The organism is Neisseria sp. HMSC058F07, assembly GCF_001810035.1.
Lineage (GTDB): Bacteria > Pseudomonadota > Gammaproteobacteria > Burkholderiales > Neisseriaceae > Neisseria > Neisseria perflava.
Map to the genome: position 1 here is coordinate 77,342 of NZ_KV799671.1, position 22,256 is coordinate 99,597.

The 22,256-nt window shown below is 47.7% G+C and carries 16 protein-coding genes; 11 read left to right on the forward strand and 5 right to left on the reverse strand.

What is annotated here, in order from left to right; all coding sequences use genetic code 11:
- Positions 1 to 164 precede the first annotated feature (164 nt).
- Positions 165 to 2,738, reverse strand: a complete 2,574-nt coding sequence (clpB, locus tag HMPREF2696_RS02495) for an ATP-dependent chaperone ClpB (RefSeq protein WP_070587684.1) — start codon at positions 2,736 to 2,738, stop codon at positions 165 to 167.
- Positions 2,739 to 2,997: 259 nt separating this feature from the next.
- Here clpB and trpS point away from each other — a divergent pair, with 259 nt between their 5' ends.
- From trpS to tpx, 3 genes are all read left to right on the forward strand, one after another.
- Positions 2,998 to 4,008, forward strand: coding sequence for a tryptophan--tRNA ligase (gene trpS, locus HMPREF2696_RS02500; protein WP_070587687.1), 1,011 nt, complete (start codon positions 2,998 to 3,000; stop codon positions 4,006 to 4,008).
- Between the two features lie 81 nt (positions 4,009 to 4,089).
- A complete protein-coding gene (locus HMPREF2696_RS02505) occupies positions 4,090 to 4,629 on the forward strand; it encodes a hypothetical protein (protein ID WP_070587691.1) in 540 nt (179 codons plus the stop codon).
- 43 nt (positions 4,630 to 4,672) lie between these two features.
- Positions 4,673 to 5,167 carry a thiol peroxidase gene (gene tpx / locus HMPREF2696_RS02510; RefSeq protein WP_004520611.1) on the forward strand — a complete coding sequence of 165 codons (495 nt, stop codon included), beginning with the start codon at positions 4,673 to 4,675 and terminating at the stop codon, positions 5,165 to 5,167.
- 284 nt (positions 5,168 to 5,451) lie between these two features.
- Here the strand turns inward: tpx and ftsH are convergent, their stop codons facing one another.
- Positions 5,452 to 7,413, reverse strand: a complete 1,962-nt coding sequence (gene ftsH / locus HMPREF2696_RS02515; RefSeq protein WP_004520612.1) for an ATP-dependent zinc metalloprotease FtsH — start codon at positions 7,411 to 7,413, stop codon at positions 5,452 to 5,454.
- A 70-nt stretch (positions 7,414 to 7,483) separates the two neighbouring features.
- Positions 7,484 to 8,104 (reverse strand): RlmE family RNA methyltransferase, encoded by a 621-nt coding sequence (locus HMPREF2696_RS02520; RefSeq protein ID WP_004520613.1) that lies wholly within the window; start codon positions 8,102 to 8,104, stop codon positions 7,484 to 7,486.
- A 111-nt stretch (positions 8,105 to 8,215) separates the two neighbouring features.
- Here HMPREF2696_RS02520 and yhbY point away from each other — a divergent pair, with 111 nt between their 5' ends.
- The 8 genes from yhbY (at position 8,216) to HMPREF2696_RS02560 (ending at position 20,122) form a co-directional block, all read left to right on the forward strand.
- Positions 8,216 to 8,503, forward strand: coding sequence for a ribosome assembly RNA-binding protein YhbY (gene yhbY / locus HMPREF2696_RS02525; RefSeq protein WP_004520614.1), 288 nt, complete (start codon positions 8,216 to 8,218; stop codon positions 8,501 to 8,503).
- A 224-nt stretch (positions 8,504 to 8,727) separates the two neighbouring features.
- Positions 8,728 to 10,155, forward strand: coding sequence for a tetratricopeptide repeat protein (locus HMPREF2696_RS02530; RefSeq protein WP_004520615.1), 1,428 nt, complete (start codon positions 8,728 to 8,730; stop codon positions 10,153 to 10,155).
- 620 nt (positions 10,156 to 10,775) lie between these two features.
- Positions 10,776 to 13,439: a pyruvate dehydrogenase (acetyl-transferring), homodimeric type gene (gene aceE / locus HMPREF2696_RS02535; RefSeq protein WP_004520617.1), complete on the forward strand. Its 2,664-nt coding sequence runs from the start codon at positions 10,776 to 10,778 to the stop codon at positions 13,437 to 13,439.
- Between the two features lie 137 nt (positions 13,440 to 13,576).
- Positions 13,577 to 15,175, forward strand: coding sequence for a dihydrolipoyllysine-residue acetyltransferase (gene aceF, locus HMPREF2696_RS02540; RefSeq protein ID WP_070504889.1), 1,599 nt, complete (start codon positions 13,577 to 13,579; stop codon positions 15,173 to 15,175).
- A 77-nt stretch (positions 15,176 to 15,252) separates the two neighbouring features.
- Positions 15,253 to 17,037: a dihydrolipoyl dehydrogenase gene (lpdA, locus tag HMPREF2696_RS02545; RefSeq protein WP_049344805.1), complete on the forward strand. Its 1,785-nt coding sequence runs from the start codon at positions 15,253 to 15,255 to the stop codon at positions 17,035 to 17,037.
- 89 nt (positions 17,038 to 17,126) lie between these two features.
- Complete coding sequence (locus HMPREF2696_RS02550; protein ID WP_003683576.1) at positions 17,127 to 17,465, forward strand: P-II family nitrogen regulator; 339 nt, start codon at positions 17,127 to 17,129, stop codon at positions 17,463 to 17,465.
- A gap of 404 nt (positions 17,466 to 17,869) precedes the next feature.
- Positions 17,870 to 19,246: a UDP-N-acetylmuramate:L-alanyl-gamma-D-glutamyl-meso-diaminopimelate ligase gene (gene mpl / locus HMPREF2696_RS02555; protein WP_049344804.1), complete on the forward strand. Its 1,377-nt coding sequence runs from the start codon at positions 17,870 to 17,872 to the stop codon at positions 19,244 to 19,246.
- Positions 19,247 to 19,468: 222 nt separating this feature from the next.
- Complete coding sequence (locus tag HMPREF2696_RS02560) at positions 19,469 to 20,122, forward strand: DUF1287 domain-containing protein (RefSeq protein WP_070587693.1); 654 nt, start codon at positions 19,469 to 19,471, stop codon at positions 20,120 to 20,122.
- Between the two features lie 115 nt (positions 20,123 to 20,237).
- Here HMPREF2696_RS02560 and HMPREF2696_RS11130 read toward each other — a convergent pair whose 3' ends face one another.
- Entirely contained in the window at positions 20,238 to 20,366 is a 129-nt protein-coding gene (locus HMPREF2696_RS11130) for a FeoB-associated Cys-rich membrane protein (protein WP_003683546.1), read from the reverse strand.
- Complete coding sequence (locus HMPREF2696_RS02565; RefSeq protein WP_049336637.1) at positions 20,363 to 22,231, reverse strand: ferrous iron transporter B; 1,869 nt, start codon at positions 22,229 to 22,231, stop codon at positions 20,363 to 20,365. Before HMPREF2696_RS02565 ends, HMPREF2696_RS11130 begins: the two co-directional genes overlap by 4 nt.
- Positions 22,232 to 22,256: the final 25 nt, after the last annotated feature.

The window sequence follows — 22,256 nt, forward strand, 5'->3', positions numbered from 1 at the left end:
CGCATTCTTTATCAAACTAAGGCATAAGAATTTGATCAAATTCCCTAAAATTCAAAGAATAATCAAATCACATAACAATTATATAATATAAATCAATAATCAAGAAAGGCCGTCTGAATTCTTTCAGACGGCCTGTTACAACAATATACTACATCAATTTAATCCTATGCAAACAAGAGTTTACCACCCTCTTCTTTAACATGGATTGTGCTATCGGGCGCATATTTGCCTTCAAGCAAGGCTTTTGCCAGCGGATTTTCGATTTCCGACTGGATGGCGCGTTTGAGCGGACGGGCACCATACACAGGGTCGAAACCGGCTTTGGCAATCAGATCCAAGGCAGCATCATCGACTTTCAGATGCAGATGTTGCGCTTCCAAACGTTTTTCCAAACCTTTAAGCTGGATTTTCGCAATGCTGCGGATATTGGCCTGATCCAAACCGTGGAACACGACGACTTCGTCAATACGGTTGATCATTTCAGGACGGAAATGTTCTTTCACATCCTCAATCACAACTTCTTTTACTGCTTCGTAGTCCTGAGTACCCATTTGTTGGATATGTTGGCTACCAATATTGGAAGTCATGACGATAACAGTATTTTTAAAGTCTACTGTACGACCTTGTCCGTCGGTCAAACGGCCGTCATCCAAAACTTGCAACAGGATGTTGAACACGTCGGGATGGGCTTTTTCCACTTCGTCCAAAAGAATCACGCTGTACGGTTTGCGACGGACTTGTTCGGTCAGGTAACCGCCTTCTTCGTAGCCGACATAGCCCGGAGGCGCGCCGATTAAGCGGGCAACGGCGTGTTTTTCCATGTATTCGGACATGTCGATACGGATGAGGTGGTCTTCGCTGTCGAACAGGAAGCCTGCCAAGGCTTTGCACAACTCGGTTTTACCCACGCCGGTCGGACCCAAGAACAAGAAGCTGCCGTAAGGTTTGTTCGGATCAGCCAAACCGGAGCGACTGCGGCGGATGGCGTCGGAGACGGCACGCACGGCTTCGTCTTGACCGACCACGCGGCGGTGCAACACTTCTTCCATTTTCAGCAACTTGTCACGTTCGCCTTCCATCATTTTGGACACAGGGATGCCGGTCATGCGCGATACGATTTCGGCTACTTCGTCTGCGCCGACTTCTGTACGGAAGAGTTTGTTTTGTTTTTTGCCCTCAGGATTGCTTTCTGCTGCTTGCAACTGTGCACCCAATTTCGGCAACTCACCGTATTCGAGTTCGGACGCGCGGGCGAAATCGCCTTGACGTTTGGCCTGCTCGATTTTGACTTTGATGTCGTCCATCTGTTTCTTGATGTCGGCAGTGCTGGAAGAGGCGGCTTTTTCGGCTTTCCAGATTTCGTCCAAATCGGCGTATTCTTTTTGCAGACCGTCGATTTCCTCGTCTATCAACTCCAAACGTTTTTTGCTGGCCTCGTCGCTTTCTTTGGCAACGTGCATTTTTTCCATTTTGAGCTGGATGATGCGGCGGTCGAGTTTATCCATCTGCTCGGGTTTGCTGTCCAGCTCCATTTTGATGCGGCTGGCTGCTTCGTCAATCAAATCAATCGCTTTGTCGGGCAGGAAGCGGTCAGTGATGTAGCGGTCGCTCAACTCTGCAGCGGCAACGATGGCTGGGTCGGTGATGTCGATGCCGTGGTGGATTTCGTAACGTTCCTGCAAACCGCGCAAGATGGCGATGGTGTCTTCCACACTGGGTTCGCCGACCAATACTTTTTGGAAGCGGCGTTCGAGTGCCGCGTCTTTTTCGATGTATTGGCGGTATTCGTCCAAGGTGGTCGCGCCGATGCAGTGCAGTTCGCCGCGTGCCAAAGCCGGTTTCAGCATATTGCCCGCATCCATTGCACCGTCGGTTTTACCCGCGCCGACCAAAGTATGGATTTCGTCGATGAAAATCAGGGTATTACCGTCGTCTTTCGCCAAATCGTTCAACACGCCTTTCAGGCGCTCTTCAAATTCGCCACGGTATTTTGCACCGGCAATCAATGCCGCCAAATCCAAAACCAGCAGGCGTTTATTGCGCAGGGATTCGGGCACTTCGCCATTAACAATACGTTGCGCCAAGCCTTCAACAATAGCGGTTTTACCCACACCAGGCTCACCAATCAGCACAGGGTTGTTTTTGGTACGGCGTTGCAGCACCTGAATCGCACGGCGGATTTCGTCGTCGCGGCCGATAACGGGGTCAAGTTTACCGTCACGGGCGCGTTGCGTCAGGTCGAGTGTGTATTTTTTCAGCGCATCGCGTTGGTCTTCAGCATTGGCATCATTCACGTTTTGTCCTCCTCGTACCGCGTCAATTGCAGCATTGATGTTTTGTTCGGTTGCTCCGGCTTCTTTCAAAATTTTGCCGGTAGCGTCATTCTGCTGCACCAAAGCTAACAGGAAAAGTTCGCTGGCGATATAGGCATCGCCGCGTTTGGTTGCAGCCTTGTCCATCAAGTTCAATACAGCTTGCAGCTCACGGCTGGGCATAATATCGCCACCCTGGCCGGATACTTTCGGCAGGCTGTTTAAATGCTGCTGCAAACGTTGTTTCACTTGAGGCACATTCACACCTGCATGAGCCAGTAACGCAGCAGCTCCACTGTTTTGATCATCAAGCAATGCTTTTAAGATAAAACCAGCCTCGAGATAGCTGCTGTCCGCAGCCAAAGCCAGGCTTTGACCTTCTTGCAGAGCTTGCTGAAATTTAGCAGTCAATTTATCAAATCTCATTTTACGTTCCTCTACAAATATATTTCTGTTGAAGCCTATATAGGCGCAAATGTGGATAACTCAAGAGTTATTTTTTCATTAAATAGTAAATTTAATTTATATTATTGTTTTATAATGATTAATTTTTATGATTTTATGTGTATAACTTTTCTTTTCCATTCACCCCATACATAAAAGGCCGTCTGAAAAATCAAGAAGAATCAGGTATAATCGGCAACATATTAATTTTCAGACGGCCTTTGCGCCGAAGGATACTTTCATGAGCAAAAAACGAGTTTTAACAGGCGTTACCACAACAGGTATTCCGCACTTGGGCAACTACGTCGGCGCCATCCGCCCGGCTATCCGCGCGGCGCAAGATTCCAATACCGAATCATTCCTCTTTTTGGCCGACTATCACGGCATCATCAAATGTCATGAGCCGGAAATGATTCATCAATCTACTCAAGCTGTTGCCGCTACATGGCTCGCCTGCGGACTCAATCCGGAACAGACTACTTTCTACCGTCAAAGTGATATTCCCGAAGTGATGGAGTTGAACTGGATTCTGACCTGTATCACCGCAAAAGGTCTGATGAACCGCGCACACGCTTACAAAGCCGCAGTACAGGCAAACACCGAAAACGGTCAGGAAGATCCGGATCATGGCGTGGAAATGGGCCTGTACAGCTACCCTATCCTTATGACTGCCGACATCCTTATGTTCAATGCCCATGAAGTTCCAGTCGGTCGCGACCAAATCCAACATGTCGAAATGGCGCGCGATATTGCCGGACGCTTCAACCACCGCTTCCAAGAACTCTTCACCCTGCCCGAAGTAGAAATCGATGAAAACGTCGAACTTTTGGTCGGCCTGGACGGACGTAAAATGTCCAAATCCTACGGCAATACCATTCCGCTTTGGGAAAACGACAAGAAAACCCAAAAATCGGTCAACAAAATCATCACCAACATGAAAGAGCCCGGTGAACCAAAACAGCCTGATGAAAGTCCTCTGTTTGAAATCTACAAAGCCTTCTCCACGCCGTCTGAAACTGCCGAATTCACACAAATGCTGGCCGAAGGCCTTGCTTGGGGTGATGCCAAGAAACTCTTGGGCGCAAAAATCAATGCCGAACTCGCAGAACCTCGCGAGCGTTACAATGAGTTGACAGCCAAACCCTCTCAAATTGAAGATATTTTGCAGGCCGGCGCACAAAAAGCGCGTAAAGAAGCACGCGAATTGTTGGATAAAGTACGCGATGCAGTAGGTATTCGTCCGTTGAAATAATAGCAAGGCCGTCTGAAAATTTTAGACGGCCATAATATCGTTTATTATTCGAAATATAACCGTTTTTCTAGGGTTTCTCATATGAAAAAAACCTTCCCCCTTATCTTGCTCAGCCTTTCATTGGCTGCTTGCGGCGGTAAATCTGAAGATACTGCCGCCAATGATGCTGCTTCAGGCAAAGCGCCTAAACCTACCTTCAAAGTTAAATATATCGATGAACAAGCCATAGCCGGTTTGGATTTAGGTACAGCACAAGAAGGCGAAACGAAAGAAGGTAAGAAACAACGCACCTATCCGATTAACGGCATAGAGGGCGGTGTTATCAATCTGATTGGTAAGCACCCTACCGACTTAGAAGTCATCAGCGGCCAATGCATGGAAAAAAATGAAAAAGGCGTTTCAGCCGGCTGGTCAGCCAACGGCGTCTGCCACACTGCCTTTGCAAAAATGGTGGACAATATCGCCCAAGACGGCAGCAAACTGACCGACTATCTGATTTCACACGCTGCTTTGCAGCCTTATACCGAGGGCAAAAGCGGTTATGCCGCCGTCCAAAACGGCCGCTATATTTTAGAAATTGACAGCGAAGGCATGTTCTATTTCCGTCGCCGTCATTACTAAAATCCTGCCTATCCTATTTTCCTCCTGACACAAGGACTGAATCATGGCTCAAGTTACTTTCCAAGGCTCTCCTATTTCTACAAACGGCAATTTGCCTGCCATCGGCCAAGTTGCACCTGATTTCACATTGGTAGCAGCAGACCTATCTGAGAAATCATTGGCTAACTTTGCAGGCAAACGCAAAGTGCTGAATATTTTCCCTAGCATTGACACCGGCGTATGTGCCCAGTCCGTCCGCACTTTCAACAAATGCGCCTCTTCTTTGGACAATACCGTCGTCTTGTGCATTTCTGCCGATTTACCGTTTGCACAAGCCCGTTTCTGCGGCGCAGAAGGTTTAGAAAATGTTGTGACACTTTCTACATTCCGCAGCAGCTTTTCTAACGATTACGGTGTTACACTGACAGAAAGCCCATTACGTGGCCTTACTGCCCGCGCAGTGGTGGTTTTGAACGAGCAAAACCAAGTTCTCCACGCTGAATTGGTTTCTGAAATTGCGAACGAGCCTGACTACGAAGCAGCTTTGGCTGTTTTGTAATTAACCAAATAAAATCAGGCCGTCTGAAAATTTTCAGACGGCCTGAGACCTTTGCAAAATTCCTTTTCCCCCGACAGCCGAAACCTAAACAAAGATTTTCGGCTGTTTGTGTTTCAAATATCCACTGATTCTACCCAAATACCCCCTTAATCCCTCTTGGATACCTGATTAATCAGGCATCCAACCGCCTTTTAGGCAGCAACAGGCGCACTTAGCCTGAGACCTTTAGCTTATCTTCAAAATAAAAACGGTAGCTTAAAAGCTACCGTTTTCTGTTTCAAACCTTATACAGATTTATCTGTTTTGTCTGCTTCTACTGACTCAGTATTCTGAACCTCATTTTGCTCAACAGGTTCAACAGCTTCAGCAACAGGAGCTTCAGGCTCTTCTACTTTGTCATCGCGGACATTGTGGCTGTAATCCTTAGGCGGACTAGGCTGTTTACCAGCCATAATTTCCAAAACTTGGTCTCGATCGATGGTTTCCCAATCCATCAGTGCCCTGCACATGGTTTCCATCTTATCACGACTTTCATCCAAGATTTTGTAAGCCACTTGGTATTGCTCTTCTAAAATACGGCGGATTTCCGCATCGATATCTTGTTGGGTTTTCTCGGAAATATTTTGAGAACGGGTTACGCTACGACCCAAGAATACTTCACCTTCGTTCTCAGCATAAACCATCACACCCATTTTGTCGCTCATACCATAACGCGTTACCATCTCGCGTGCCATTTGAGTTGCACGCTCGAAGTCGTTAGATGCACCGGTAGAAATACGGCCAATAAAAATATCTTCAGCAATACGGCCACCAAACAAGATTGAGAGCTGGCTCAGCATTTGGTCTTTGTACATACTGATGCGGTCACGCTCAGGCAGTTGCCAAGTCAAACCCAATGCACGGCCACGAGGCATAATCGTTACTTTGTGAACCGGATCGGTAAACGGCAGGCTTTCCGCTACGATTGCATGACCGGCCTCATGATAGGCTGTTGCACGTTTTTCATCTTCGTGCATCACCATGCTGCGACGTTCCGGACCCATGTAGATTTTGTCTTTCGCATCTTCAAAGTCGCTTTGATCAACTTTAACTTTATTGCGACGGCCGGCAAACAAAGCTGCTTCATTGACCAAGTTTGCCAAATCCGCACCTGAAAAACCAGGTGTACCACGAGCCAAAGAAGTCAAATCTACGGAGGCATCCAAAGGTACTTTTTTAGCGTGTACTTTTAAGATTTGCTCACGGCCACGAATATCAGGCAATGGAACAACGACTTGACGGTCAAAACGGCCCGGACGCTGCAACGCAGGGTCAAGTACATCAGGACGGTTGGTTGCTGCGATCACAATAACAGTTTGGTTGCTTTCAAAACCATCCATTTCAACCAATAATTGGTTTAATGTTTGCTCACGCTCATCATTGCCACCGCCCAAACCGGCACCACGCTGACGGCCGACCGCATCAATTTCATCAATAAAGATGATACATGGAGCGTTTTTCTTGGCCTGCTCGAACATATCGCGGACACGGCTCGCACCGACACCGACAAACATTTCTACGAAGTCAGAACCTGAGATACTGAAGAATGGCACCCCTGCCTCACCAGCAATCGCTTTGGCCAGCAATGTTTTACCCGTACCAGGGCTACCAGCCAACAAAATACCACGCGGCACACGACCGCCTAAGCTTTGGTAACGATTGGGGGCTTTTAAATAATCTACGATTTCTTGTACTTCTTCTTTTGCCTCATCACAACCGGCAACATCGGCAAAAGTCACTTTATTGGAATCTTTATCCAACAAACGCGCACGGCTTTTACCAAAAGAGAAGGCGCCGCCTTTACCGCCACCGCCGCTTTGCATGCGCATGAAGTAGAACCATGCACCGATCAACAACAAAACAGGCAGCAGGCTGTAAAACAGACTGGCCAGCATGCTTGGTTTTTCTTCCGGAGTCACTTTGACGCGTACTTTGTTATCCAACAGTGTTTTAACCAAGTTGTCATCCAAAGGCGCATTGGTATAGAAGGCAGTTTTATCGGTGCGCTCACCTTTAATCAGATAGCCGCTGACAACAGATCCTTCAATATTGACATTGGATACTTCGCCACTATTAACTTGCTGAATAAATTGAGAATATTCGATTTGCTGTTTATCTTCCTGCTTATCGCTGAGTGCATTGAATGCTGCTAAAAGCATAGCACCACCCACTACCCAGACTAATATGTTTTTAATGGTATTCCCCACTGAACAGGCTCCATGGTTACAAAATAAATAAAATCAAGGGAAAGAATTTTAAAGCACCTACCCTACATTGTCAGCGTTTATTTTTACCTAATAGGTAAATCTCACTGGAACGATTGCGGGAAGCATCCGGCTTTCGAGTTTGTACACTGGCAAAAATTTCACGCATAGCCGCCGTATACTCTTGATAACCCGCGCCTTGAAACACCTTCACTAGAAAACTGCCTCCGGTTTTCAAATGTTGGGAGGCAAAATCCAAAGCCAGTTCACACAAATAAAAACTGCGTGCCTGGTCTGTTACGGCATTGCCTGACATATTGGGTGCCATATCACAGATTACAAGGTCTAACGGACGATTATCCAATAAGGCTTCAAACTGTTCCAAAACAGCATCTTCCCTAAAGTCGCCCTGAATAAACGACACGCCTTCAATAGCATCCATCGGCAAAATATCCAAAGCAAACACTGCCCCTGTTTTACCGACCAGCTTGGCCGCTACCTGTGACCAACTTCCCGGCGCGCTGCCCAAATCCGCCAAAACCGTACCCGGCTTGATTAATTTATCTTTTTGATTGATTTCCAATAATTTATAAGCCGCTCTGGCACGATATCCGTCTTTTTGTGCCATATGGACATAATGATCGTTGACGTGCTCATGCAGCCATGCTTTTGAAGATTTTGAGCGTACAGCCATCTTGATTTGAAATGCTTAAGTTGAAATCAGCATTGTACGTTATTTCCCCCGTAAATGTTCTAAATCGCGTACAATATAGCCATTATTCTTTTTAATTGGATACTTATCAAAATGAGCGACAACAAACTAAGCACCAAAGAAATTTTGGCCTTGAAAGCCCAAGCACACCACCTTCATCCCGTTGTTATTGTTGGCCAACAAGGTTTGACCGACTCCGTCATTAAAGAAACCGACGCCGCATTGACAGCACACGAATTGATTAAAGTCCGTGTTTTTGGCGATGATCGTGCTGAACGTATTGAAATTTGTGATGCCCTGTGTGAAACACTGGGTGCTCAACTGGTGCAACATATTGGCAAATTACTTGTTTTGTGGCGTAAAAAACCGGATGATAAATAATTTAAACTGAATAAACAGCAGAAGTATTTTCTCAACCCACTTTATCATATCCTTCTGTTGTATTTATGCAGCATAAAAAAAATTATTCCATTATTCTAAGTATAAAAGTACAAATACGGTTGCCTGTTTTTGTAAATAACCTCAAAATTACAAAATCATAACGGCCGCACCCTGTCGGCCGATTATTTTATTCCTAATCCTTCACAAAATATAAAAGCAAACCGATGAATGCTCAACAATATGAAGAATCTTTTCTGCTAGCAGAAAAATTAATCACTCAAGACCCACCTGACTTTGCACGAGCCATCCCATTGCTCTGCGAAGCAGCAGAAGCCGGGCATGTTGAGGCTGCATTTCAGCTGGCAGGATGCCTGTTCGAAAACCAAGAAAACGAACAAGATTTAGCAATTGCAGTTGAATATTTAAAACAAGCGGCAAGAGCCGGTCATCCCTATGCCCGCTACAATCTTCTCCAATTACAAGAAAATAACGGCGCAGAAGTAGAAACGCTTATTTCAGCCTATCAAGAACTTGCCAAAGAAGACTTGGTCCCGGCCCAGCTGCGCCTGATGCGTTTATATGCGGATAGCGGCAATGACCAAGAAGCAGTCAAATGGGCATTGAAAGCTGCCGAGCAACAAAACCCTCAGGCGCAATATTTCTTAGCCCAACACTACCAATACTCAAGCACCCCTGATTTAGAATACTCCCATAAACTCTACCAGCAATCTGCCGCACAGGGGTTTATTGCAGCACACTGGCAACTTGGTCTTCAATATAAATTGGGTCAAGGTGTCGCACAAAATCCTGAAAAAGCAATCGAACATTTACGCATTGCCGCCAATTACGACATTGTTCCGGCGCAAACTTCTCTTGCAGAACTCTTAGTCGCATCAAATCCTGCTGAAGCATTGGAATGGTTTGAAAAAGCTGCCGCACAAGGTGACAGCAATGCGCATGTAGCACTTGCCGAAATCTATCTTTTGGGAAAAAACACCGAGCGAAACCCTCAAAAAGCCTATCAACACGCCAAGTCTGCTGCGGACCAAAATGATCCGGAAGGCTTGCGCCTTTTGGGAGATATCCATCGCTACGGATTGGGACGAGCAGTTGATGCAAACACCGCCCGTCAGTATTATCAACGCGCAGCCGACTTAGGCAATCTTGTCGCTTACCAAAAACTTCTATCTGACAGTGCGTTGAATAACCAGCAAAACTATGAGTTAACCAAAGAAATCGCCCTCCAACGTCAAGAGGCCGAGCGCCTATACAAACTGGCATTTGCAGCGCACTATGGCTTAAAACGTCAACAAAATTACGCTGAAGCACTGGATCTATACCATCAATCCGCAGAACATGGACACAGCAAATCCCAAACCAATCTTGGCATGATGTATTACAGTGGACAAGGTGTACCTGTCGACTATGCCCAAGCTGCAAAATGGTTTGAAGCTGCAGCCAAACAAAGGGATACAATGGCCCAATATAATCTTGCCTGTCTCTATTACCACGGCCTAGGTGTAGAGAAAGACATCAATAACGCATGTTTTTGGCTGCAAGAAGCCATCCAACATGGACATGAGCAGCAAGATGTTCTCAAAGAGCTTTTAGCTCAATGGAAGCAATTTGCCCAAAAATCCTCTGCAGTTTAAAGGCCGTCTGAAATTCTAACTTCCTACATAAATGACATGTTCAGAGCTAAACTAAAAGCCTGTACATGTCATTTTTTCATTTACTCTTCCTAAATAATTATCATCTTCAAATCCCATTTCCTCTTAATCTCTTTAAAGTCTTCAGACGGCCTATTCTCTTTGTAAAGAATCAGATAATCTAAATTTTCTCTTTCAAACCCTAAATCCAATATAAACTTTCAATTTAAAACGAAATTTGAAAAATATTTTTCGTATTCGAATCCATTTACTCAAATATCTGATGCTTTTTTACTGTATCCACTCAATATCCCGATTTAAAAACAAGCTCCATAACTCTTTTAAAAAATCTTATTTTAACCTTTACATCCTATCAATATCTACAGCATGATTTGCCAGTTTGCCCAATTACTGATAGCATTTGCAGGTTGGCCGGTTCGCAAAAAGTTCTATTCTTTCTGATTTTTCATCAATGGTTATAACGTATTGAAAACATTTCAGTAATTAAGACTTTTTCGAATTTGACTCTAGGAATTTTCGTTTTTAACTCATATATGTTCACAAACGAAAATATCGGAGTAATACTCCGTCATTGAAAAACACTCAACACAAGGATAGATATTATGTCCACCCAATTACACGATGTTGACCCAATTGAAACCAAAGAATGGTTAGACGCGTTAAGCTCTGTTTTAGAATATGAAGGCAGCGAACGCGCCCAGTATCTGCTGGAAAGTTTGGTCAAATACAGCCGTGACAAAGGCATCCGTATGCCCCATGGCACCACTACTCCATACTTGAACACCGTTTCCGTTGAAGACGAAAAAGGCATCCCTGGCGACCAAAACATCGAACACCGTATCCGTGCATTCGTTCGTTGGAACGCTGCCGCTATCGTTTTGCGCGCAGGTAAAAAAGATTTGGAATTGGGTGGACACATTGCATCTTTCCAATCAGCCGCCACTATGTACGAAGTCGGCTTCAACCACTTCTGGAAAGCTAAAGGTGAAGGCGAAGAAGGCGATTTGGTATTCTTCCAAGGCCACGTTGCCCCTGGTATCTACGCACGCGCTTTCGTTGAAGGCCGTCTGACTGAAGACCAATTGAACAACTTCCGTCAAGAAGTTGCCGGTCATGGTCTGCCTTCCTATCCTCACCCTCACCTGTTGCCTGACTTCTGGCAATTCCCAACCGTATCTATGGGTCTTGGCCCATTGATGGCGATTTACCAAGCCCGTTTCCTGAAATACTTGGAATCTCGCGGCCTAGCTAAAACCAAAGGCCGTAAAGTATGGGTATTCTGTGGCGACGGCGAAATGGATGAACCTGAAAGCCAAGGTGCTATTGCTCTGGCTTCACGCGAAGGCTTGGATAACCTGGTATTCGTCATCAACTGTAACCTGCAACGTTTGGACGGTCCAGTACGCGGTAACGGCAAAATCATTCAAGAGCTGGAAGGCAACTTTGCCGGCGCCGGCTGGAATGTTGTGAAAGTCATCTGGGGTCGTCGTTGGGACCGCCTCTTGGCAAAAGACAAAGATGGCATCCTGCGCAAACGTATGGAAGAGTGCCTGGACGGTGACTACCAAACTTACAAATCCAAAGACGGTGCATACGTTCGCGAACACTTCTTCAATACGCCTGAACTGAAAGCATTGGTCGCCGATATGACTGATGAACAAATTTGGGCATTGAACCGCGGTGGTCACGACCCTCAAAAAGTGTACAACGCTTACGACCGCGCAGTGAACCACGCCGACGGCAAACCTACTGTCATTTTGGCTAAAACCATTAAAGGTTACGGCATGGGTGCATCCGGCGAAGGTCAAAACGTTGCTCACCAAGCCAAGAAAATGGACAAAGCTTCTCTGAAACAATTCCGTGATCGCTTTGACATTCCTGTTACCGACGAGCAAATCGACAGTGGCAACCTGCCTTACCTGACTTTTGCTCCCGACAGCGAAGAATACAAATACCTGCATGCACGCCGTGAAGCTTTGGGTGGCTACCTGCCTCAACGCAAACCTACCCAAGAAGTTCTGGAAGTGCCTGAACTGTCAGCATTTGAGACTCAACTGAAATCCAGCGGTGACCGTGAATTCTCAACCACCATGGCTTTCGTCCGCATCCTGTCTACTTTGTTGAAAGACAAAAAAATCGGCAAACGCGTGGTGCCTATCGTTCCAGATGAAAGCCGTACGTTCGGTATGGAAGGTATGTTCCGTCAATACGGTATTTGGAACCCTAAAGGCCAACAATACACTCCTCAAGATAAAGACCAACTGATGTTCTATAAAGAATCTGTTGACGGTCAAATCTTGCAAGAAGGTATTAACGAACCAGGTGCTATGGCTGACTGGATTGCTGCTGCGACCAGCTACGCAAACAACGACTTTGCCATGATTCCTTTCTACATCTACTACTCTATGTTCGGTTTCCAACGCGTCGGCGACTTGGCATGGGCAGCAGGCGATATGCATGCACGCGGTTTCCTGCTGGGTGGTACAGCCGGCCGTACAACACTGAATGGCGAAGGTTTGCAACATGAAGACGGCCACAGCCACATTCAAGCAGATTTGATTCCAAACTGTGTAACTTACGATCCGACATTCCAATATGAAGTAGCCGTTATCGTACACGATGGCTTGCGCCGTATGTATGTTAACCACGAAGACGTGTTCTACTACATCACCCTGATGAATGAAAACTATACCCATCCGGACATGCCTGAAGGCGTAGAACAAGACATCCTGAAAGGTATGTACTTGCTGAAAGCCGGCGGCAAAGGCGATAAAAAAGTCCAATTGATGGGTTCCGGTACCATCCTGCAAGAAGTCATTGCCGGTGCCGAATTGTTGAAAGCCGACTTCGGCGTAGAAGCAGACATCTGGTCTTGCCCATCATTCAACCAGCTGCACCGCGATGCCATCGAAGTGGAACGCTTCAATCGTCTGAACCCATTGGAAACTGCAAAAGTACCGTTTGTTACTTCTCAACTGCAAGGTCATGACGGTCCGGTTATTGCCGCTACCGACTACATCCGCAGCTATGCTGACCGTATCCGTGCCTACATCCCTAACGACTACCACGTCTTGGGTACCGATGGCTTCGGTCGTTCCGACAGCCGTGCCAACCTGCGCAGCTTCTTCGAAGTTGACCGCTACAACGTTGCCGTTGCTGCATTGAGCGCTCTGGCCGAACAGGGCAAAGTCAGCAAAGAAACCGTTCAACAAGCCATTGAAAAATATGGTATTAAAGCCGATGCAGCTCCTAGCTGGAAACGCTAATTGATGTTTCAGACGGCCTGTTAACATTAGGCCGTCTGAAAACCAAATGTTTGAATGGTTTGAACAGACAAACTGTACCGATGCCGTGTGAAACAGTTTTCAGACGGCATCAAACTGAAAATATTAAAGGAACTCAAATGAGTATCGTAGAAATCAAAGTCCCTGATATCGGCGGTCATGAAAACGTCGACATCATCGCTGTAGAAGTTAAAGCAGGCGACACCATTGCCGTTGACGACACCCTGATTACTTTAGAAACCGACAAAGCCACTATGGACGTACCTGCCGATGCAGCCGGTGTCGTGAAAGAAGTTAAAGTTAAAGTTGGCGATAAAATCTCTGAAGGCGGCGTTATTCTGACCGTTGAAACCGATGCCGCCGCTGCCGATGCAGCCCCGGCTCCTGCAGCTCCCGCTGCCGCTCCTGCCGCAGCCCCTGCAGGCGGGGCAACTGTAAAAGTTGTTGTCCCGGATATTGGCGGTCATACAGATGTAGACATTATTGCCGTTGAAATTAAAGTTGGCGACACTGTTGCCGTTGACGACACTCTGATTACTCTGGAAACCGACAAAGCCACTATGGACGTACCATGTACAGAAGCCGGTGTTGTTAAAGCCGTATTTGTAAAAGTTGGCGACAAAGTATCTGAAGGTTCTGCCATTATCGAAGTAGAAACCGCCGGTTCCGCCGCAGCTGCTCCTGCTCCTGCCGCTCAAGCTGCCGCACCTGCACCAGCCGCTGCTCCGGCTCCTGCTGCTCCCGCACCAGCCGCTACGCCTGCTCCAGCTGCACCTGCAGCTGCCAAAATTGACGAAGCTGCTTTTGCCAAAGCCCATGCAGGTCCTTCCGCACGTAAACTGGCGCGCGAATTGGGTGTAGATTTGGGTCAAGTTAAAGGTACCGGTCTGAAAGGCCGTATCATGGGCGAAGACGTTAAAGCCTTCGTTAAATCCGTTATGCAAAGCGGTGCAGGCAAACCTGCCGCTGCCTCTTTGGGCGGTGGTCTGGACTTGTTGCCATGGCCTAAAGTTGACTTCTCTAAATTCGGCAGCGTCGAAGTTAAAGAATTGTCTCGCATTAAGAAAATCTCTGGTCAAAACCTGTCTCGCAACTGGGTTGTGATTCCTCACGTTACCGTACACGAGGAAGCGGATATGACCGAATTGGAAGAATTCCGCAAACAGCTGAACAAAGAATGGGAACGCGAAGGCGTGAAACTGTCTCCATTGGCCTTCATCATTAAAGCCTCTGTTGCTGCACTGAAAGCCTTCCCTGAATTCAACGCCTCTTTGGATGGCGACAACTTGGTGCTGAAAAACTACTTCAACATCGGTTTCGCAGCAGACACGCCAAACGGCTTGGTTGTTCCAGTAATCAAAGACGTGGATCAAAAAGGCTTGAAACAAATCAGCCAAGAGCTGACCGAATTGTCTAAAAAAGCCCGCGAAGGCAAGCTCAAACCACAAGAAATGCAAGGCGCATGCTTTACCATTTCCAGCTTGGGCGGTATCGGCGGTACAGGCTTCACGCCAATCGTGAATGCTCCTGAAGTTGCCATCTTGGGCGTGTGCAAATCCCAAATTAAACCGGTTTGGAACGGCAAAGAATTCGCTCCTCGCCTGATGTGCCCATTGAGCCTGTCCTTCGACCACCGCGTCATCGACGGTGCCGCCGGTATGCGCTTTACCGTATTCCTGGCTAACCTGTTGAAAGACTTCCGCCGCATTACTCTGTAATCCGAGCATTTTCAGACGGCCTTTTTACTCAGGCCGTCTGAAAAAAGAAGTCCGAACATCATTCAGAAAGATTAGACATGAGCTTAGTTGAATTAAAAGTGCCCGACATTGGCGGTCACGAAAACGTAGATATTATTGCGGTTGAAGTAAATGTAGGCGACACCATTGCTGTGGACGATACCCTGATTACTTTGGAAACCGATAAAGCCACTATGGACGTACCTGCCGAAGTTGCAGGTGTCGTTAAAGAAGTTAAAGTTAAAGTCGGCGATAAAATCTCCGAAGGCGGCTTGATTGCAGTCGTTGAAGCCGAAGGTGCGGCTGCCGCTCCTAAAGCCGAAGCACCAGCTGCTCCTGCGCAAGAAGCACCTAAAGCAGCCGCTCCTGCTCCTCAAGCTGCTCAATTCGGCGGTTCTGCCGATGCCGAATACGACGTAGTTGTATTGGGTGGCGGCCCTGGCGGTTATTCTGCTGCATTTGCCGCTGCTGACGAAGGCTTGAAAGTTGCCATCGTCGAGCGTTACAAAACTTTGGGCGGCGTTTGCTTGAACGTTGGCTGTATCCCTTCCAAAGCCCTGTTGCACAATGCTGCCGTTATCGATGAAGTGCGTCACTTGGCTGCCAACGGTATCAAATACCCAGAGCCTGAACTCGATATCGACATGCTGCGTGCTTACAAAGACGGCGTGGTTTCCCGTTTGACTACCGGTTTGGCAGGCATGGCCAAAGGCCGTAAAGTAGACGTTATCCAAGGCGACGGCCAATTCTTAGATCCGCACCACTTGGAAGTGTCGCTGACTACCGGCGACGTGTACGAGCAAGCGACTCCTACCGGCGAGAAAAAAATCGTTGCCTTCAAAAACTGTATCATTGCAGCAGGTAGCCGCGTAACCAAACTGCCTTTCATTCCTGAAGATCCACGCATCATCGATTCCAGCGGTGCACTGGCTCTGAAAGAAGTACCAGGCAAACTGTTGATCATCGGCGGTGGTATTATCGGTCTCGAAATGGGTACGGTTTACAGCACTTTGGGGTCTCGCCTGGATGTTGTTGAAATGATGGACGGCCTGATGCAAGGCGCAGACCGCGACTTGGTTAAAGTATGGCAAAAACAAAACGAATACCGTTTTGACAACATCATGATCAACACCAAAACTGTTGCTGTTGAGCCTAAAGAAGACGGCGTTTACGTTACTTTTGAAGGTGCAAATGCGCCTAAAGAGCCACAACGTTACGATGCCGTATTGGTGGCTGCCGGTCGTGCGCCTAACGGCAAACTCATCAGCGCCGAAAAAGCAGGCGTTGCTGTAACTGACCGCGGCTTCATCGAAGTGGACAAACAAATGCGCACCAACGTGCCGCACATCTACGCTATCGGCGACATCGTCGGTCAACCGATGTTGGCACACAAAGCCGTTCACGAAGGCCACGTTGCTGCGGAAAACTGTGCCGGCCATAAAGCCTACTTTGACGCGCGCGTTATTCCGGGTGTTGCTTACACTTCTCCTGAAGTGGCATGGGTTGGCGAAACCGAGTTGTCTGCCAAAGCTTCCGGCCGCAAAATTACCAAAGCCAACTTCCCATGGGCTGCTTCCGGCCGTGCAATTGCCAACGGTTGCGACAATGGTTTCACCAAGCTGATTTTTGATGCTGAAACCGGCCGCATCATCGGTGGCGGTATCGTTGGTCCTAACGGCGGCGATATGATCGGTGAAGTCTGCTTGGCGATTGAAATGGGCTGTGATGCCGCCGATATCGGTAAAACCATCCACCCACACCCAACCCTGGGAGAATCCATCGGTATGGCTGCGGAAGTGGCATTGGGCGTATGTACCGACCTACCGGCTCAGAAAAAGAAATAAGTTCACTCAAATAAAATTTGAACGAACTTGATGGAACAAAGGCCGTCTGAATGTTTCAGACGGCCTTTTTGCAAACAAGGAGACTTAATATGAAAAAAATCGAAGCTATTATCAAACCTTTCAAACTCGACGATGTACGCGAAATCCTGACTGAAATCGGCATTACCGGCATGACCGTCAGCGAAGTCAAAGGTTTCGGCCGCCAAAAAGGCCATACGGAAATTTATCGCGGCGCAGAATACGCAGTTGATTTCCTGCCTAAAGTGAAAATCGAATTGGTATTGGCTGACGACAAAGTCGATCAGGCTGTTGATGCCATTTTAGAAACCGCACATTCCGGCAAAATCGGTGACGGTAAAATCTTCATTTATCCGGTTGAAGAAGCTATTCGTATCCGTACCGGTGAACGCTCGGAAGCAGCGCTTTAATAGAAATCGCAAAACACAGAATACAAATGCCGTCTGAAAATAAGTCGTAGCGTGGTTTGCTCAGGACTTATTTTTCAGACGGCATTAATTGAATACCCCCCATTCTCTAAAGTCTATCCAAGTAAACCTATTATCGAAAACTTCACGCTATCAAGCATGGAGGAGTTCGAGGCAATGCTTCACCTGACCTTCGTGAACGACTTTACCGTATCAAATAACTCTTTCCAAAGCAGGGCTAACCCCAATCCCATACTTGCAAAACCTCAACGCCCTCCTTTTAAAATCAATTCTTCGCATTTTTTCCTATTCTTGTTGTTGCCTAACTTTTCAGACGACCCCTTTCTTTATCCAAACTCCGTTATAATGACGGCTTTAAAATTAATTTATCCAAAGACAGTCTTATCATGAAACACATCCACATTATCGGTATCGGCGGCACATTTATGGGCGGCGTAGCGGCTATTGCCAAAGAAGCAGGTTTTAAAGTCAGCGGTTGCGACGCAAAGATGTATCCGCCGATGAGCACCCAGCTTGAAGCCTTGGGCATAGACGTACATGAAGGTTTTGATGCCGCTCAATTGGACGAATTTAAAGCCGATATTTACGTTATCGGTAATGTTGCCAAACGCGGCATGGATGTGATTGAAGCCATTTTGAATAAAGGCCTGCCTTACATTTCCGGCCCGCAATGGCTTGCTGAAAACGTATTACACCATCATTGGGTACTCGGTGTAGCCGGCACACACGGCAAAACGACTACCGCCTCCATGCTCGCCTGGGTCTTGGAATATGCCGGTCTCGCTCCGGGCTTCCTGATTGGTGGCGTACCGGAAAACTTCAGCGTTTCCGCCCGTCTGCCACAACCCCCGCGCCAAGACCCTAACTCAAAATCCCCATTCTTCGTTATCGAAGCCGACGAATACGATACTGCCTTTTTTGACAAACGCTCCAAATTCGTACACTACCGTCCGCGTACCGCCATTTTGAACAATCTTGAATTCGACCACGCCGACATTTTTGCCGATTTGGGCGCCATTCAAACCCAATTCCATCATTTGGTACGCACCGTGCCGTCTGAAGGCCTCATCGTCTGCAACGGCCAACAGCAAAGCCTGCAAGATACTCTGGATAAAGGCTGCTGGACGCCCGTAGAAAAATTTGGTACCGAACAAGGCTGGCAGGTTGGTACCGTCCATGCCGACGGCTCGTTCGACGTACGTCATCACGGCGAAACAGTCGGACACGTCGCGTGGGAACTGATGGGCGAACACAACCGTATGAACGCCCTCGCCGTTATCTCCGCTGCACGTCATGCCGGCGTCGATATTCAGACGGCCTGCGAAGCTTTAAGTGCATTTAAAAACGTCAAACGCCGTATGGAAATCAAAGGCACGGTAAACGGCATCACTGTTTACGATGACTTTGCCCACCACCCGACCGCCATCGAAACCACTATCGAAGGTCTGCGCCAGCACGTCGGTAACGCACGCATCCTCGCCGTCCTCGAGCCACGTTCTAACACTATGAAACTCGGTACCATGAAAGCCGCCCTGCCCGCAAGCTTAAACAATGCCGACCAAGTGTTCTGCTACGCCGGTGGCGTGGACTGGGACGTCGCCGAAGCCCTCGCGCCTTTAGGTGACAAACTGCACGTAGGCAAAGACTTCGATGCCTTTGTTGCCGAAATTGTGAAAAATGCCGAAGCAGGCGATCATATTTTGGTCATGAGCAACGGCGGTTTCGGTGGAATACACGGGAAGCTGTTAGAAGCATTGAAATAGCCTTCTCCAATAACTAAGGCCGTCTGAAAAGTTTTCCGACGGCCTTTTATCATATGCCAATTTAAAATCTATATTTACAAAAAATGTTTTGGTAATACCCAAATAACACTCATCTATTATTTGCCCGTACATACTTGCTCAAGACCATTTTTCCATTATGCATTGCCAACCCACTCAAAAATCTGATAATAATGCAGACAACATCTAAGCCGTGCATATATCATGAAACACAAAATAGCCTTTAAGCCCATAGTTCTCAGTATTGCGCTTTCTATCCTTCTGATTACAACAGTTGTATTTTTTGCTCGTCATCACAATTCTATCCTAAGTATTAATACCGATTTCCTACAACAAAAAATTACCGAACCCAAAGGACCATCACCGAAAATCGTACAATCTGCGCGCAACCAAATCGGCAAAACCCTTCGTTACGACCCAGCTTACACGAAGCTCACTTATCCGATGGGAGATGTGCCGATATCAAAAGGCGTTTGCACAGACGTCATTATCCGTGCCTTGCGCGACCAAAATATAGATTTGCAAGATCTTGTTCATCAAGACATGAGCCGCAACTTTTCCGTCTATCCGAAACGCTGGGGTTTGAAACAACCTGATACCAATATTGACCACCGCCGCGTACCTAACCTAATGACTTATTTCACGCGTCAAGGCTGGGCAGTTCAAGATACAAACTATCAAGCTGGCGATATTGTAACTTGGGAACTAAAAGGCAACCGTCCCCATATCGGCATTGTCTCCGATCGAAAAATCGGCGACAGGCCCCTGATTATCCATAATATCGGTTCTGGAACCCGTGAAGACGATATTCTCTATCGCTACACTATCACCGGACATTTCAGGCTTCCCGTTCAATAAATCTTAGTGCTAAGTCCTAGATACCTAGTTTTGAATCTGAAAAGCCATAGAGCAATAAAAAAGGCCGTCTGAAACCATTTCAGACGGCCTTTTACTTTTACCTAACCCTCTTTATTTAACCGCAACCGCCGCATTTGCCGCAGCCGCTGCTGCAGTCGCGTTTTTTCGGTTTGAACACGAATTTTCGCAAGAGGAAGAATACGCAGGCGAGCATAATCAAGCCGACGATAATATATTGAGTCATGACGATAGTATCCTTGAAGAAATTTGGTAAACCACGAATGCGGCAAAATAAGCCATCAGGAACAAATAGCCTGTAATCATAAGCATATTTTTCGTGGATTTGGTTTCGCGTCTAATCACGGTCAAAGTCGCGGCACACATCGGAGCATACACATACCAAGCCAAGAAGGCAAAGGCAGTCGGCAAGCCCCAGTTGTTGTGTATGATGGGAATTAATGCGTTTTGTACGGCATCTTCAGACGACGCGCTGACGGCATAAACGGTACCCAATGCGGCAACGACCACTTCACGCGCGGCAATACCCGGAATCATGGCGATACACATTTCCCAAGTAAAACCCAAAGGTGCAAAAAACGGCTGAATAGCATGACCAAGCGTACCTGCCAAGCTGTAATCGATGGCGGCACCGGTTGCGCCTTCAGGCGGTTGCGGCCAGCTTACCAAGCCCCACAGAACCACGGCCAACGCAAAAATGATGGTACCCGCGCGTTTCAGGAAGGCTTTTACCCTATCCCACAAGCTGGTCATGATGTGTTTGAAGTTAGGCGTACGGAAAGTCGGCAATTCCATCAAAAGTGGGAATTGTTGCACATTGCCTTTCATCCGCGCCAAGCGTTTCATGATATACGCTGCCAATGCAGCCGACAGAATGCCTACGATATAAAGAATAAACAATGTCAGGCCTTGCAGGTTGAAAATCCCACCCACTGTACGGTCAGGAATAACAGCGGCGATAATCAGCGCATACACTGGCAAACGTGCGGAACAAGTCAGCAACGGCGCAACCGCGATGGTAACAAGGCGTTCGCGCGGGTCGTTAATGGTACGCGCCGACATCACGGCAGGAACGGCACAGGCAAAGCTGGACAAAAGGGGAATAAACGAACGGCCGGACAAACCGCTTTTTGCCATGATGTTATCCAGCAGGAAGGCTGCACGCGGCAGATAGCCTGAGTCTTCCAATAGCAGGATAAAGGCAAACAAAATCGTAATCTGCGGCAGGAACACCAACACGCTGCCCAAACCGGCAATGACGCCGTTGACGAGCAAGTCGCTGAGGATGCCCGGCTCCATGTTGGCGCCTATCCATTCGCCCAGCGCGGTAAAGCCGCCTTCGATGGCGTCCATAATCGGCGCCGCCCATGTGTAAACCGCTTGGAACACCATAAACAGGATGACCAGCAGCATAATCATGCCCCAGACGGGGTGCAGCACGATGTCGTCGAGTTTTTTGTGCCATGCGGGCAGCGTCATCTGGGTGCGTACCACTTGTGCCAAAATCGATTCGACTTCTTGATAAAGTTTGTCGCTATCCAGCGCATCGAGCGTGCGTTCGGCAGAGGCGGGGTTTGCGGGGAAAGAGCGTTTGCGCGGCAGCTTCGCCACGGCTTCGCGTACAGCCTGTACACCCGACGCGCTCACTGCAACTGTTTCCAAAACAGGTGCATCCAACAACTCGCTCAGTTTGGCCGCGTCGATATTCAAGCCCCTTTTGCGGGCCACGTCGCTCAAATTCAGCGACACCACCATAGGCAGTCCCAGCGTTTTCAGTTCCAAAATCATGCGCAGGGTCATACGCAGGTTGGTCGCGTCGGCAACGGCAATAATGGCATCGGGCGGAATGCCCATCTTGCCTACCATTACATCTTTCGCCACCGCTTCGTCGGGGCTGGTCGTGCGTAGGCTGTATGTGCCCGGCAGGTCGATAATGCGGACGGCCTCGTCGTCGAGGAAGGCGCCCTCGCGCTTATCGACAGTTACGCCCGGATAATTGGCAACCTTGGCATGTGAGCCGGTCAAACCGTTGAACAAAACGGTTTTGCCGCAGTTTGGCGCGCCAATCAAGGCAAAATAGCTTAGTTCCATCATTTTTCCTTATTCTTTCAGACGG

Bases quoted from the DNA above. Each gene is read 5' to 3' on its own strand.
- HMPREF2696_RS02550 (WP_003683576.1), top strand. From the start codon at position 17,127: ATGAAAAAAATCGAAGCTATTATCAAACCTTTCAAACTCGACGATGTA.
- mpl (WP_049344804.1), top strand. From the start codon at position 17,870: ATGAAACACATCCACATTATCGGTATCGGCGGCACATTTATGGGCGGC.
- lpdA (WP_049344805.1), top strand. From the start codon at position 15,253: ATGAGCTTAGTTGAATTAAAAGTGCCCGACATTGGCGGTCACGAAAAC.
- HMPREF2696_RS02505 (WP_070587691.1), top strand. From the start codon at position 4,090: ATGAAAAAAACCTTCCCCCTTATCTTGCTCAGCCTTTCATTGGCTGCT.
- HMPREF2696_RS02530 (WP_004520615.1), top strand. From the start codon at position 8,728: ATGAATGCTCAACAATATGAAGAATCTTTTCTGCTAGCAGAAAAATTA.
- trpS (WP_070587687.1), top strand. From the start codon at position 2,998: ATGAGCAAAAAACGAGTTTTAACAGGCGTTACCACAACAGGTATTCCG.
- HMPREF2696_RS02565 (WP_049336637.1), bottom strand. From the start codon at position 22,231: ATGGAACTAAGCTATTTTGCCTTGATTGGCGCGCCAAACTGCGGCAAA.
- clpB (WP_070587684.1), bottom strand. From the start codon at position 2,738: ATGAGATTTGATAAATTGACTGCTAAATTTCAGCAAGCTCTGCAAGAA.
- aceE (WP_004520617.1), top strand. From the start codon at position 10,776: ATGTCCACCCAATTACACGATGTTGACCCAATTGAAACCAAAGAATGG.
- HMPREF2696_RS02560 (WP_070587693.1), top strand. From the start codon at position 19,469: ATGAAACACAAAATAGCCTTTAAGCCCATAGTTCTCAGTATTGCGCTT.
- HMPREF2696_RS02520 (WP_004520613.1), bottom strand. From the start codon at position 8,104: ATGGCTGTACGCTCAAAATCTTCAAAAGCATGGCTGCATGAGCACGTC.
- yhbY (WP_004520614.1), top strand. From the start codon at position 8,216: ATGAGCGACAACAAACTAAGCACCAAAGAAATTTTGGCCTTGAAAGCC.
- tpx (WP_004520611.1), top strand. From the start codon at position 4,673: ATGGCTCAAGTTACTTTCCAAGGCTCTCCTATTTCTACAAACGGCAAT.
- HMPREF2696_RS11130 (WP_003683546.1), bottom strand. From the start codon at position 20,366: ATGACTCAATATATTATCGTCGGCTTGATTATGCTCGCCTGCGTATTC.
- aceF (WP_070504889.1), top strand. From the start codon at position 13,577: ATGAGTATCGTAGAAATCAAAGTCCCTGATATCGGCGGTCATGAAAAC.